Genomic DNA, 13,675 nt, shown 5'->3' with positions numbered 1-13,675 from the left:
AGGAGCCTGTTCATGAGTACTGAAAACCGTGCCGTCGTCATCGAGGATTTCCTGAAGAAAATCCGTGTCATCAATCAACGCGGCGTCGACCGCGCCGCGCTGTCGGAAATTGTTGCCCTGCTCGAAGCACTGGCCGAGCGTCGTGACCTGTTCAATTTCGACGCGTTTCCCGCGCCAGTGCCGGGGCAGGGCAGCACAGCATTTCGCTACCGCCTGAATGACGACGGCGATACGCCAACGCTGTACCTGAACTCGCTGTTGCCAGGCAAAAGCACCATCCCTCACAACCACGAAACCTGGGCGATCATCAGTGCCGTCGAAGGCCAGGAGATCAACTACGTTTACCGCCGTGATGACGAAGGTCGCGAGCCGGGTTTCACCACCTTGCATCTGGAAAAGGAAGTGATCGTGCAACCCGGCACGTCGATCTCGTTTCTAGGCGAAGACCTGCATGGCATTCGCGTCGAGGGTGAGCAGGCGACCTTGCATTTCCATCTCTACGGTCTGCCGCTGGAGTCCCTCAACGGTCGCTACGGCGTCGAGGCCGACGGGCGCATTCTCAATTACAACGCCTCGCAAATGGCGCCATCAATCAAGGCCTACGCATGATCGATGCGAGGGTGAGCAGGACCTGACGGATTTCCCGCACATCCATGCCTGGCGCGAACGCCTCAAGGCGCGTCCGGCTGTTCAGCGCGCGTATGCGAAGGGCCGTGAAGTGGCGGCCAACGAGCGCTCTCTGGCGCTTCAATAATTCTCTTTCGAACAGGACTTCCATGAGCCAGACCGTAACCCCAGGGCAATTGCAGCAGTGGCTGTTCGACGGGCAGGAAATCGCCTTGTTTGATGTGCGCGAGCACGGCCAGTATGGCGAGGCCCATCTGTTTTTCGGGGTCAACCTGCCCTACAGCCAACTGGAGCTGGAGGTGCGGCGTCTGGCGCCGAATCTTCAGGTGCGGCTGGTGATCCATGACCAGAATGGCGGCGACGTCGCCTCGCGTTCCGCCGAGCGCCTTCAAGCGCTGGGGTACAGTCGCGTGCACGTACTGGAGGGCGGTGCCGATGGCTGGCAGGCCGCTGGTTTTCAGCTGTTTGCCGGTGTGCATGTACCGTCCAAGGCGTTTGGCGAGTTGGTCGAAGAGGTCAGTCACACGCCGCATGTCACCGCACAGCAACTGGCCGAATGGCAAACCCGGGGCGAGCCTTTGGTGGTGCTCGACGGCCGCCCGTTCGATGAATACCGCAAGATGACCATTCCCGGTTCCGTGTGCTGCCCGAACGGTGAGTTGGGGTATCGCATCCATGACCTGGTGCCAGACGAAAAAACACCGGTCGTGGTCAATTGCGCCGGGCGAACCCGCAGCATCATCGGCGCGCAAACGCTGATCAACCTGGGTTTGAAAAACCCGATCTACGCGTTGGAAAACGGAACCCAGGGCTGGTACCTGGAAGATTTTCCGCTGGAGCACGGCAGCTCCCGTCGTTATGCCGATGCCGTGTCCGATGCACCCTTGGCCGCGCAGCGACTGGCGGCTGCCAGACTGGGGGAGCGTTGCGGTGTGAAAACGGTTGCAGCTGCCCAGGTCGAGCAGTGGGCCAACGATGCCGGGCGCAGCCTGTTTCTGTGCGACGTGCGCACCGCTGAAGAGTTCGCTGCCGGCAGCCTGCCCGGCGCACAACACACACCGGGCGGGCAGTTGATTCAATCCACTGATCTGTATATCGGCGTGCGCCGGGCGCGGCTGGTGCTGATCGACAGCGATGGCGTGCGTGCGCCCATTGTCGCCAGTTGGCTGCGCCAGTTGGGGCACGAGGCGTATGTACTGGCAGGTGGCGTCAGCAGCGGTCTGGCGTTGTCCGCAGGTGAAGTGATCGCCCACGACCTGTTGCCATCGATCACGGCGCGGGCGCTGGCCGATGCGTTGAAGGATGACGCCGTTGTGCTGGTCGACTTGCGCCCGAGCATGGCCTATCGCAAGGGACACATCAGCGGCTCGCGTTGGTCGATCCGCTCGCTGTTGGCGACGCATGTCGCGGATGAGCAGCGGCCTCTGGTGCTGATGGCCGACGATCCGCGGCTGGCCGCGCTGGTTGCCCGGGAACTGCCTGAAGCCCAGCGCACGGGCATCCGATGGCTGGACGGCGGACTCGCGGCGTGGCACGCAGAGGGCCTTGGCGTGCAGGAAAGTCCGGACTCGCCAGCCGATGATCAATGCATCGATTTTCTGTTTTTTACCCATGACCGCCACACCGGCAACAAGGATGCGGCGCGTCAGTATCTGGCCTGGGAAATCGGCTTGCTGGCGCAGATGAGTGACGACGAACTCGCCAGTCTCAAACCGCTGCAACCTCAAACTCGTGTGGGCGCACGGGTACGCACTCGTCTGGTGCATGCCGCGCGCACCGAGCCAGGGGGTGGCGGTCGGTCAGTCAACGTACCCGTCACCCGTTTGAGCACTGTGCTGTTCGACAACCTGGCGCAAATGCGCGACGCTCGAGCCCGCCGTGATCACGAGCGTGTGCTGAGTTACGGTGCCCGTGGCAACCCGACGGCGTTCGCCCTCGAAGACCTGGTCACTGAACTGGAGGGGGGGTATCGCACGCGGTTGTTCGGCACAGGTCTGGCGGCGGTCGCACAGGTGTTTCTGGCCTACCTGCGGCCCGGCGATCATGTGCTGATCACCGATGCGGTGTACGCACCGGTGCGACGTCTGGCCCGGGAGTTTCTCGAACCCTTTGGCATTCAGGTCAGCTACTTTCTCCCGGACGGCAGCGATTTGCAGGCCCGACTGCAAGCCAACACCAGAATGGTCTACACCGAAGTGCCAGGCTCCTTGCTGTACGAACTCTGCGATCTGCCGGCCATCGCCGCCCTGTGCAAACCGCGAGGCATCCTGCTGGCCGTCGACAACACCTGGGGCTCGGGTTACCTGTACCGACCGCTGGCACTGGGCGCGGATATCTCGATCATGGCGCTGACGAAGTACCTGTGTGGCCACAGTGATGTGGTCATGGGCAGCGTTTGCACCCGGGAAGAAGTGTGGCCGGCACTCGCGTCCATGAGCGACAACTTTGGAGCGACCGTCAGCCCCGACGACGCCTATCTGGTGCTACGTGGCGCGCGAACCCTGGCGCCACGACTGGAGGTGCATGAGCGCCAGGCGCTGAAAGTCGCCCATTGGCTGCAAACGCACCCCCGAGTCAAACGGGTGTTCCATCCGGCCTTGCCCGATCATCCGGGCCATGCCTTGTGGCAGCGGGACTTCACGGGCAGCAACGGTCTGCTGTCCTTTGAACTGAAAGAGGCGGACGCTGCTCATGTCGAGCGCTTCATCGATGGGTTGCAGCTATTCGGATTGGGCGCTTCTTGGGGCGGCTATGAAAGTCTGATCACCGTAGCCGATACCCGGGACCGCAACAGTGCGGTGCATCGCTCATTGAATCCGGTGTTGCGATTGCACGTTGGGCTGGAGGATGTTGAGGCGCTGATCGAAGATCTGCAGCGCGGGTTTGGGGCCATGGGGTACTCCGACTGATTGAAGCGGGTCTGGTGCTCATAAAAAAATGCCCGGCACATTGCCGGGCAATTTCTCATTCCTGACACCCTGGTGGCGGGGCTCAGTTTGCAGCTTGCGGTTGAGACTCGCTGGTCGCTCCGTTGCGGGCGATCACGGTCAGGATCGACAGCGCAGCGATCACCAGCCCTGGTGACGTTGCCAGCAGCACGCCAGTGGTGCCGGCACCGGCGGCGAGGATCTGGCCGGCGGCCAGGGGACCTGCCACCGAGCCGAGCCGGCCGATGGCCACGGCCGCGCCGACACCGGTGGCGCGCACCGAAGTCGGGTAGGAAGGGGGCGCCAGGGCGTACAGCACCAGCTGTGCGGCCATGACGAACAACCCGACGGCAAACCCGGCGATGGCCATCGGCACGATACCCACTGACAGGCCGACCCCGGCCAGCGCCGCCAACACTCCGGCGTACACGAACAGGACCACTTTCAGGCCGTTGCAGCGGTCCAGCATCACCCCGCCGAGTAGCGAACCAATGGCCCCACCTATGTTGAACAGCATCTGCACCATGCCTGCCTGGGGCTTGGTGAAACCCTGTTCCAGCAACAGCGAGGGCAGCCAGTTGAGCAGCATGTACATCACGGTCAGGGTGAAGAAGTAGCTCAACCACAAGGCCAGCGTGCTACGTGCGCGTCCTTCGCCGAACAGCGCCTGGGCGGTAGACGACCGTGGGCTGGCGGTCGTGATGTGTTGCTGGCGAAACGCAGTGGATTCGGGCAGCAGCAGCGCCATTAGCGGCACCACCAGCAAGGGCGTCAGACCGCCGATGATGAAGGTGGTTTGCCAGTGTTCACTGGAAAACATCGCCACCACCGCCGCCAGCGCGCCGCCCAGGGGCACGCCGCAGTACATCACGCTGATGGCGGTGCCGCGATGGCGCTCGCTCACGGCCTCGGCACACAGGGCAATCAGGTTGGGCAGGGCGGCACCCAGGCCCAGGCCGGTCATGAAGCGCACCAGCAGCAGGCTCGAATAGCTCTCGACATAGGCGGTGCAGAGCGAGAAGACACCGAACAGCAGCACGGCGCCGACGAGGATTTTCTTGCGGCCGATACGATCGGCCACCCAGCCGCCAAAAAACGCACCCGGCAGCAGACCGATGATCCCGGCGCTGAACACCCAGCCCATCATCTTCGGGTCCAGGGCAAAGCTCTGGCGCAATCCTGCAGCAGCGGTGCCGGCAGCCTGCAGATCGAACCCCTCGATCAGCGCAACGATAAAGCACAAAGCGATTGTCAGCGTCGAGCGACGCGATGGACTGTCCATGGGTGAACCTCATTGTTGTTTTTGTTATGCAGTCGAGCCCTCCGAGCGTTGGGTGCGCCGTCAGTGACTGCTGGAGATTAAGATAACAAAGATAACTAAAAAAAGAATGATGTTCTGAGAATTGCAAAAAACTACGAATAAAGTGTTTAAAAACAGATTGTTATGAATTAATTGTGAGGCTTATGCAAAAGTAGATAATAATATTAATGTTCGATTATCGGTCATTAGCGATTGACGACGCCCCTTGGCTGTTTCCATTCTCTGATCGTGAAACCGGCAGACCCGTGCGGGGCCGGCACTCAAAAACAACAATAAAAAGTGGACATCGAACATGCCAAAACGCCCCATGAACAGCGGTTCCATAGCGTCACTCCCCTGCGTTTGCAGTATCCATCCAGGGTGGGTCGTGGCGCTGCTTGGCGTCAGCGTTCTGCCTTCTCAGCTGCGGGCCGAGGGATTTATCGAGGACAGTCACGCAAACTTGACCCTGCGCAATTACTACATCGACCGTGAGTACCAGGACGGCGGCGCCAAGACGGCCGCGCGGGAATGGGCCCAGGGTTTCATCCTGGGCATGGAGTCGGGGTTTACCGAAGGAACTGTAGGCTTTGGTCTGGATGTGCGGGGGTTGCTGGGGGTCAAGCTCGACTCCGCTCCGGATCGCAGCGGCACCGAACTGTTGCCGGTGTCGGCCAGCGACAAGCGCGCGGCGGATGACTATTCGCGGCTGGCGCCGACGGCCAAGCTGCGGTTTGCCCAGACAACGGTCAAGAGCGGCGATGTCTCGATCTTCCTGCCGTTTGCCTTTGCCAGCCCGTCGCGACTGCTGCCACAGACCTTTCGCGGCACCACGCTCAGTTCCAGGGACATCGATGGCCTGACCCTGAACACCGGTTACATCGATCGCATCAACAAGCGTGATTCCACGGACTATCAGGCCATGGCCATCGCCTCGCCGAACCGGCGTTTCAACGGCGCTGCCACCACCTCACACCTGGCTTATCTGGGAGGTGATTACCAGGTCAACAAGGACCTGAGCCTGCGCGCCTACCATGCCGAGGTGACCGACCTGTACCAACAGGACACCCTGGCATTGCTGCATAACCTGCCGCTCGGCGAAGGCGTGTTCACCAGTGACTTGCGCAGTTTTTTCAGCCGCGAGGATGGCAGCGCCAAGGCGGGTGAGGTGGACAACCGCAACCTCTCGGCATTGTTCGGCTACCGCTTCGGCGGGCACCGGGTGAGCCTCGGCTACATGTACTCCAGTGGCGACACGGCGACGCCGTACATCTCTGGCACCGAGTTGATGGGCATGAGCGAGCTGACCATGAGTTCGGACTTTCTCAATGCCAGGGAACGCACCTGGCAGGCCATCTACGACTATGACTTCGTCGCATCCGGCGTGCCTGGGCTGAAGGGGCGGTTGCGTTATGTGCGCGGCGACAATATCGAGTTGGCCGCTTTCAATGCCGATGACCGCAAGGAGCGCGAGTTTCAGATGGAGCTGGGTTATGTGATTCAGAGCGGTCCGCTGAAAAACGTCGGTCTGTTGGCGCGCAAGTCGATCTACCGCAATGACTTCCCGGCCGGCGCGGCATTTCGCGATGAAAACCAGACCCGCTTCCTGGTGCTCTATACCTTGCCGATCTGGTAATCCCGGGTCCTTCGATGTTCCCCGCCGGCCGTCCCTTTTTTTGGAGGGGAGCGTGCCGGCAGCGTGCGTTCAGTCCTGGTAAACCTTTCTCAGCAAGCGCAGCAGCTCCTCGCGCTCTTCGCCGGTCAGCGATGAAGTGGAGTCGAAATCGCTTTGTGCGGCAATCTGCTTTAGCTCCCTGAGCAAGGTTTCGCCGGTCTTGCTCAGGAAGATTCCGTAGGAGCGTTTGTCCGGCTTGCAGCGCACCCGCACCGCCAGCGCGCGGCTTTCCAGTTTATTGAGCAGCGGCACCACCTGCGGCGGCTCGATGGCCAGGGCCCGGGCCAGGTCGGCCTGCATCAGCCCTGGATTCTGCTCGATGATCGCTAGGGCCGAGAATTGCGCGGGGCGCAGGTCGTGGGCTGACAGGCGACCGATCAGGTTCTGGAACAGTTTGAGTTGGGCGCGCCGCATCGCGTAGCCGATCAGGTCATCCAGTGCCGAATCCAGCGGTGCCTGCAGCTCGGCGGTGGCGGACGGGGACTCGCTCTGGTCGGCGAGGGGAGAAGGCTTGGCCATTGCGGGTGAATCCTGAAGAAGTGGAGGTTAACAAGCGTATCTAGTTTGCCGGGGTTGGCCGCTGATAGCTATGCCCGTCGTTCATGGCGATGGGTTCGGAGGATATTTGCGGGTGGATAAAAAAATGGTTAATTCGATTAATAGTTAATTGACATAACTATATGGGTCCTTTAATTTCCAGTCATCTTCAAGCCAAGAACAAGAGAGCATCGCCATGAGCAACTACGAAGGTCGCTGGACAACCGTCAAGGTCGAGATCGAAGAAGGCATCGCCTGGGTCATTCTCAATCGCCCGGAAAAACGCAACGCCATGAGCCCGACACTCAACCGGGAAATGATCGATGTGCTGGAAACCCTGGAGCAGGATCCGGCGGCCGGCGTGTTGGTATTGACCGGTGCCGGCGAAGCCTGGACCGCGGGCATGGACCTCAAGGAATACTTCCGCGAAGTGGACGCGGGCCCGGAGATCCTCCAGGAAAAAATCCGCCGCGAAGCCTCGCAATGGCAATGGAAACTGCTGCGCATGTACACCAAGCCGACCATCGCCATGGTCAACGGCTGGTGTTTCGGTGGCGGCTTCAGCCCGCTGGTGGCCTGTGACCTGGCGATCTGCGCCGACGAAGCGACTTTCGGCCTCTCGGAAATCAACTGGGGCATCCCGCCGGGCAACCTGGTGAGCAAGGCCATGGCCGACACCGTGGGCCATCGTCAATCGCTGTACTACATCATGACCGGCAAGACCTTCGGCGGGCAGAAAGCCGCCGAGATGGGCCTGGTCAACGAAAGCGTACCCCTGGCGCAACTGCGTGAAGTCACCGTGGATCTGGCGCGCAACCTGCTGGAGAAAAACCCGGTGGTACTGCGTGCGGCCAAGCATGGCTTCAAGCGCTGCCGCGAGCTGACCTGGGAGCAGAACGAGGACTACCTGTACGCCAAGCTTGACCAGTCGCGCCTGCTCGATACCGAAGGTGGCCGCGAGCAGGGCATGAAGCAGTTCCTCGACGACAAGAGCATCAAGCCCGGTCTGCAGGCCTACAAACGCTGAGACTGATCGCCGGGTGCATCTGCGCCCCGGCGCTCTGCATCGCTCGAATGTATTCCCGATAAAGACAATAAAGAGGAATCACCATGCTGGACGTGCCCCTGCTGATTGGCGGCCAGTCGCTGCCTGCCCGCGACGGTCGGACCTTCGAACGCCGCAACCCGGTGACCGGTGAACGGGTATCGCGGGTTGCCGCCGCCACCCTGGAAGATGCCGATGCCGCGGTGGCTGCGGCCCAGGCAGCGTTTCCCGCCTGGGCCGCCCTGGCGCCCAATGAACGTCGCAGCCGTTTGCTCAAGGCGGCCGAGCAGTTGCAGGCGCGCAGTGCCGAGTTCATTGCAGCGGCTGGCGAAACCGGGGCCATGGCCAACTGGTACGGATTCAACGTGCGGCTGGCAGCGAACATGCTGCGTGAAGCGGCGTCGATGACCACCCAGATCTATGGCGAAGTCATCCCCTCGGATGTGCCGGGCAGTTTTGCCATGGCCCTGCGCCAACCCTGCGGTGTGGTGCTGGGTATCGCCCCGTGGAATGCCCCGGTGATTCTCGCCACCCGCGCCATCGCCATGCCGCTGGCGTGCGGCAATACCGTGGTGCTCAAGGCCTCCGAGTTGAGCCCGGCAGTGCATCGCCTGATCGGCCAGGTCTTGCAGGATGCAGGATTGGGTGATGGCGTGGTCAATGTCATCAGCAATGCCCCGGCCGATGCCGCGGCGATTGTCGAGCGGCTGATCGCCAACCCGGCGGTGCGGCGGGTCAACTTCACCGGTTCGACCCATGTCGGGCGCATTGTCGGCGAGCTCTCGGCGCGCCACCTCAAGCCGGCCTTGCTGGAGCTGGGTGGCAAGGCACCGTTGCTGGTGCTCGATGATGCCGACCTGGATGCGGCGGTGGAGGCAGCGGCCTTCGGCGCGTACTTCAATCAGGGGCAGATCTGCATGTCCACTGAACGGCTGATCGTCGATGCCAAGGTCGCCGACGCCTTTGTCGAAAAGCTGGCGGCCAAGGTCGAGACCCTGCGCGCCGGTGATCCAGCATCGGCGGATTCGGTGCTCGGTTCGCTGGTCGATGCCAGTGCCGGAACGCGCATCAAGGGGTTGATCGACGATGCCTTGGGCAAGGGCGCGCGACTGGTGGTCGGCGGGCAACTGGACGGCAGTATTTTGCAGCCGACCTTGCTCGATGGCGTCAACGAGACCATGCGTCTGTATCGCGAAGAGTCTTTCGGCCCGGTGGCGGTGTTGTTGCGCGGGGAGGGCGATGAAGCGCTACTGCGCCTGGCCAACGACTCCGAGTTCGGGTTGTCGGCGGCGATTTTCAGCCGCGATACCGGGCGCGCCCTGGCGCTGGCCCAACGAGTCGAGTCGGGTATCTGCCATATCAACGGCCCGACCGTGCACGACGAAGCGCAAATGCCTTTCGGCGGGGTCAAGTCCAGCGGCTACGGCAGCTTTGGCGGCAAGGCGTCCATCGAGCATTTCACCCAGTTGCGCTGGGTCACCTTGCAGCATGGACCGCGGCATTACCCGATCTGAACAGCAGAAATAACAATAAAAAAGGCTGCAGCCACCACCATGCCCATTCGTGCGGCTTGGTGGTAGCGTGCCTTGATGGAGAACAAGCACGTGAGTTCCGAATTCAGATCGCAACCCCACACCCAGATCAGCGCGCCGCGCTACCGTCACGTGTCCATCGGTCGCGCAGCGGTCGAGGTGACAGAACAGCAGGGTGCATTGCACATGCGTTCCCTGGAGCCATTGGCCGAGTATCCGCCGCGCCTGCTCGACCGTCTGGTGCATTGGGCCCGGGTGCGTCCCGAGCAGACTTTTATCGCCGCCCGCCAGGCCGACGGCGAGTGGCGCCGGGTCAGTTACGCCGAGATGCTCGACAGTGTCCGGGCCATCGCCCAAAGCCTGTTGAGCTACGGCCTGTCGGCGGACAAACCGCTGGTGCTGCTCTCGGGCAATGACATCGAGCATTTGCAACTCGCCTTCGGCGCCCTGTACGCGGGCATTCCCTACTGCCCGGTGTCGCCGGCCTATTCGCTGTTGTCCCAGGATTTCGCCAAGCTGCGTCACGTCTGCGACCTGCTGCAGCCCGGCCTGGTGTTTGTCAGTGATGCCGCGGCCTACCAGCGTGCCATCGATGCCGTGCTACCCGCTGAAACGCCCATGATTACCGTCCGGGATGAAATCGCGGGGCGTCGCCAGGTGAGCTTTGCCAGCCTGCTTGAGCAGCCGGGCGGGGCCGAGGCCGAAGCCGCGTTTGCCAGTACGGGGCCGGACAGCATCGCCAAGTTCCTGTTCACCTCCGGCTCGACCAAACTGCCCAAGGCCGTGATCACCACCCAGCGCATGCTTTGCGCCAACCAGCAGATGCTGTTGCAGACGTTTCCGGTGTTCGGCGAAGAACCGCCGGTGCTGGTGGACTGGCTGCCGTGGAACCACACCTTCGGCGGCAGCCATAACGTCGGCATCGTGCTCTACAACGGTGGCAGCTTTTACCTGGACGACGGCAAACCCACAGCGCAGGGTTTCGCGCAGACCCTGCGTAACCTCAAGGAAGTGTCGCCCACCGCTTACCTGACCGTGCCCAAGGGCTGGGAAGAACTGGCCTCGGCACTGGAGCAGGATGTGGAGCTGCGGGAGATCTTTTTCAAACGTATCAGCCTGTTCTTCTTCGCCGCGGCCGGTCTGTCGCAAAGTGTCTGGGACCGACTCGACCGGATCAGCGAACAGCACTGCGGTGAACGTATCCGCATGATGGCCGGGCTCGGCATGACCGAGGCTTCGCCGTCCTGCACCTTCACCACCGGGCCGTTGTCCATGGCCGGTTATGTCGGCCTGCCGGCGCCTGGTTGTGAGGTGCGCCTGGTGCCGGTGGACGGCAAACTGGAAGGGCGCTTTCGTGGACCGCACATCATGCCCGGCTACTGGCGGTCACCGCAGCAGACCCTCGAAGCGTTTGACCCGCAGGGCTTCTACTGTTCCGGCGATGCGCTCAAGCTCGCCGACCCGCGCGATCCGCAATTGGGGCTGATGTTCGACGGGCGCATCGCCGAAGATTTCAAGTTGTCATCCGGGGTGTTTGTCAGCGTCGGGCCATTGCGCAGCCGCGCGGTGCTCGAAGGATCGCCCTATGTCCAGGACCTGGTGGTGACCGCGCCGGATCGTGAATGCCTGGGCGCGCTGGTCTTTGCGCGGATGTTTGAATGTCGACGGCTGTCAGGGCTGGCGGCCAGTGCCAGCGACACCGAGGTGTTGGCCAGCGCGCCGGTACGCGAGTGGTTCGCCGGCTGGTTGCAGCGACTCAATCGCGAGGCCACGGGCAACGCCAGTCGCCTGGAGTGGATCGCCTTGCTCGACGAGCCGGCGTCCATCGACCGGGGGGAAATCACCGACAAGGGCTCGATCAATCAGCGTGCGGTATTGCAGTGGCGCGCGGAGCAGGTCGAGGCGCTGTATCGCGGGCTCGATCCGGCCATCCTGCGCGCCGGGGCGAAATCGTGAGCGAAGTCGTGAACACAGACGGGCAGTACTCGGCCTTTGCCGATGCGGCTATTTTCGATGCGGTACGCACGCCATGGGTGGACCTCGGTGGGGCACTGGCCGAGGTGTCGCCGATCGACCTGGGCATCAAGGTCGGGCGCGAAGTACTGGCGCGCGCGGCAGTCGATCCGCTGGCGGTCGACAGCGTGCTGGCGGGTTCCATGGCCCAGGCCAGTTTCGATGCCTACCTGCTGCCACGGCACATCGGCCTCTACAGTGGCGTGGCGCAATCGGTTCCGGCACTGGGGGTGCAGCGCATCTGCGCCACCGGTTTCGAACTGCTGCGCCAGGCCGCCAGGCAACTGGATGACGGCGTGCAGTTGGCGTTGTGCGTGGCCACCGAATCGATGTCGCGCAATCCGATTGCGGCCTATACCCATCGAGGCGGTTTCCGTCTTGGCGCGCAAGTGCAGTTCAAGGATTTTCTCTGGGAAGCGTTGTACGACCCGGCTCCCGGGGTGGACATGATCACCACCGCCGACAACCTGGCGCGGCGTTATGGGCTGACTCGCGAAGCGGTGGACGCCTACGCCTGTGCCAGTCATCAGCGGGCGTTTGCGGCGAAGCAGGCCGGGTGGTTGTCACCCGAGATCGTTGCCGTGGGGCATCAGACGTTTGAGCTGGAAGGCTATCAGCCACGCAGCATCCGCCTGTCACGCGGTGTCGCCGCGGTGAGTGAGGACAGCCACCCTCGGCCCGGAGAAATCGCGGCTTTGGCCCGATTGCGCAGCGTGCACGAAGGCGGGGTGCAAACCGCCGGCAACAGTTGTGCAGTGGTCGATGGCGCGGCAGCGGCGCTGGTCGGGCGCGCTGCGGCCTGTCGGGATACACCGCTGGCCTTGCTGCGGGCCAGCGCGGTGGTCGGCGTGGCGCCGGAGTTCATGGGCATCGGTCCGGCACCGGCGATTCGCCTGCTGTTGCAGCGCAGCGGCTTGAGCCTGGAGCAGATCGATCGCTTCGAAATCAACGAAGCCCAGGCCGCCCAGGTCCTGGCGGTGGCTCAGGAACTGGAGCTGGATCGTTCGCGTCTGAACGTCCAGGGTGGTTCGTTGGCACTCGGTCACCCCTTGGCCGCCAGTGGCTTGCGCCTGGTGCTGACCCTGGCCCGACAACTGCGTGAGCACAATCTGCGTTACGGGGTCGCCGCGGCCTGTGTTGGCGGCGGGCAAGGCATGGCGCTATTGATCGAGAATCCGGCCTGGCGGGCCTGAGGTTTCGTCGGCTGACGGACAATCTGTGTTTTCCGGTAATGACCGGTTCTGGCCGAGAGGTGATTGCCGGGAAGGGCTGCAACCGACCCATTGCTGACGGTGACGAAAGGCAGAAATCGGCTGAGTAGTCAGTCAGATGTGTTTTCGAAATCAGGGGCTACTCACACCACCGCAGTTAGCTATGAACACCCAGCAGTTATGGTTTTACTGCGTGATCATCGTCAATGTGGGGAGCGTCCGTTGGTTTCTTCTCCGGAACTATAAAACTCACTGTCGTACTGGTGAGGATTTTGTGAGTCGGGTCGGCCACTTCAAGAAGAACCTTGTGAGTGCCGGGCGTCAGTCCAACCAGGATAATCGGGTCTTCGCTGGTGTGCGCCCATGTACCTTTCCAGTCGTCGACGGTCACGTGGAGGTGACCGAGACGTGGTGATACATCAACAGCCGCCTTGCCAAATACCGGCATGATCCTGGCGTGTTCTGCTCGATACTGGATAATGACAACACCGCGGGCGAGTGGCTCGGCAAGCGGCGGGTAGACAATGAGTTTTGGCGCAGTCTCGGATTCCAATGGAAGTATTGCCGGTGGGGAATCGGTGTCTGCTACCCCTTGTCCGCACACGGCTGTGCAAAAGAAGACACCCAAAGCCAGGGCCAATAGATTTCCGGGAGCGAGGGACATGGTGTTTTTCTCCCGCGTGGTTTCATTCAAGCCTAGATCGATCCGAGTATTTCCCAGTGTTTATTTGAAATTGGAATCACCCACGTATTTCATCGACGCTGACTGACAGCTTTTGGCCGGTTTCTGTCTGCGGGAGCAGACAAC

At 62.1% G+C, this 13,675-nt stretch carries 11 protein-coding genes and 1 pseudogene; 8 read left to right on the top strand and 4 right to left on the bottom strand.

Translation table 11 applies throughout. The annotated features are described in order from the left end of the window. Nucleotides 1–12: 12 nt before the first annotated feature. The 3 genes and pseudogenes from KGA85_RS03025 to metC all read left to right on the top strand — a co-directional run bounded on the left by KGA85_RS03025 (nucleotide 13) and on the right by metC (nucleotide 3,536). Entirely contained in the window at nucleotides 13–609 is a 597-nt protein-coding gene (locus tag KGA85_RS03025) for a cysteine dioxygenase (protein ID WP_223542901.1), read from the top strand. Nucleotides 610–625: 16 nt separating this feature from the next. Next, nucleotides 626–754: pseudogene (locus tag KGA85_RS31245) on the top strand (thiol:disulfide oxidoreductase); the annotation flags it as partial. A gap of 22 nt (nucleotides 755–776) precedes the next feature. Continuing rightward, nucleotides 777–3,536, top strand: coding sequence for a cystathionine beta-lyase (metC, locus tag KGA85_RS03020; RefSeq protein WP_223542900.1), 2,760 nt, complete (start codon nucleotides 777–779; stop codon nucleotides 3,534–3,536). 82 nt (nucleotides 3,537–3,618) lie between these two features. Here the strand turns inward: metC and mhpT are convergent, their stop codons facing one another. Continuing rightward, nucleotides 3,619–4,836 carry a 3-(3-hydroxy-phenyl)propionate transporter MhpT gene (gene mhpT, locus KGA85_RS03015; protein WP_223455559.1) on the bottom strand — a complete coding sequence of 406 codons (1,218 nt, stop codon included), beginning with the start codon at nucleotides 4,834–4,836 and terminating at the stop codon, nucleotides 3,619–3,621. A 180-nt stretch (nucleotides 4,837–5,016) separates the two neighbouring features. Then, complete coding sequence (locus KGA85_RS03010) at nucleotides 5,017–5,199, bottom strand: hypothetical protein (RefSeq protein WP_223455571.1); 183 nt, start codon at nucleotides 5,197–5,199, stop codon at nucleotides 5,017–5,019. On the opposite strand from KGA85_RS03010, the gene KGA85_RS03005 reads away from it, so the two are divergent. Then, nucleotides 5,183–6,490, top strand: coding sequence for an OprD family porin (locus KGA85_RS03005; protein ID WP_411741739.1), 1,308 nt, complete (start codon nucleotides 5,183–5,185; stop codon nucleotides 6,488–6,490). The two genes, KGA85_RS03010 and KGA85_RS03005, sit on opposite strands and share 17 nt — an antisense overlap. A gap of 69 nt (nucleotides 6,491–6,559) precedes the next feature. Here KGA85_RS03005 and KGA85_RS03000 read toward each other — a convergent pair whose 3' ends face one another. After that, nucleotides 6,560–7,048, bottom strand: coding sequence for a MarR family winged helix-turn-helix transcriptional regulator (locus KGA85_RS03000; protein ID WP_223455561.1), 489 nt, complete (start codon nucleotides 7,046–7,048; stop codon nucleotides 6,560–6,562). Between the two features lie 214 nt (nucleotides 7,049–7,262). Between KGA85_RS03000 and KGA85_RS02995 the strand changes: the two genes are divergently transcribed. The 4 genes from KGA85_RS02995 to KGA85_RS02980 all read left to right on the top strand — a co-directional run bounded on the left by KGA85_RS02995 (nucleotide 7,263) and on the right by KGA85_RS02980 (nucleotide 12,849). Further along, nucleotides 7,263–8,093 (top strand): p-hydroxycinnamoyl CoA hydratase/lyase, encoded by an 831-nt coding sequence (locus tag KGA85_RS02995; RefSeq protein ID WP_046038330.1) that lies wholly within the window; start codon nucleotides 7,263–7,265, stop codon nucleotides 8,091–8,093. Between the two features lie 83 nt (nucleotides 8,094–8,176). Further along, nucleotides 8,177–9,625 (top strand): aldehyde dehydrogenase, encoded by a 1,449-nt coding sequence (locus tag KGA85_RS02990; protein ID WP_223455562.1) that lies wholly within the window; start codon nucleotides 8,177–8,179, stop codon nucleotides 9,623–9,625. A gap of 90 nt (nucleotides 9,626–9,715) precedes the next feature. Then, nucleotides 9,716–11,599, top strand: coding sequence for a feruloyl-CoA synthase (locus KGA85_RS02985; RefSeq protein ID WP_223532131.1), 1,884 nt, complete (start codon nucleotides 9,716–9,718; stop codon nucleotides 11,597–11,599). Nucleotides 11,600–11,607: 8 nt separating this feature from the next. Continuing rightward, nucleotides 11,608–12,849 carry a thiolase family protein gene (locus tag KGA85_RS02980; protein ID WP_223532161.1) on the top strand — a complete coding sequence of 414 codons (1,242 nt, stop codon included), beginning with the start codon at nucleotides 11,608–11,610 and terminating at the stop codon, nucleotides 12,847–12,849. A gap of 196 nt (nucleotides 12,850–13,045) precedes the next feature. Here KGA85_RS02980 and KGA85_RS02975 read toward each other — a convergent pair whose 3' ends face one another. Next, nucleotides 13,046–13,531: a DUF6130 family protein gene (locus KGA85_RS02975; RefSeq protein ID WP_223455570.1), complete on the bottom strand. Its 486-nt coding sequence runs from the start codon at nucleotides 13,529–13,531 to the stop codon at nucleotides 13,046–13,048. Nucleotides 13,532–13,675: the final 144 nt, after the last annotated feature.

This window comes from Pseudomonas sp. GL-B-12, assembly GCF_019955895.1.
Taxonomy (GTDB): Bacteria; Pseudomonadota; Gammaproteobacteria; order Pseudomonadales; family Pseudomonadaceae; genus Aquipseudomonas.
The sequence above is the reverse complement of the archived record's forward strand: the minus strand, read 5'-3'. Positions and strand labels throughout refer to the sequence as shown.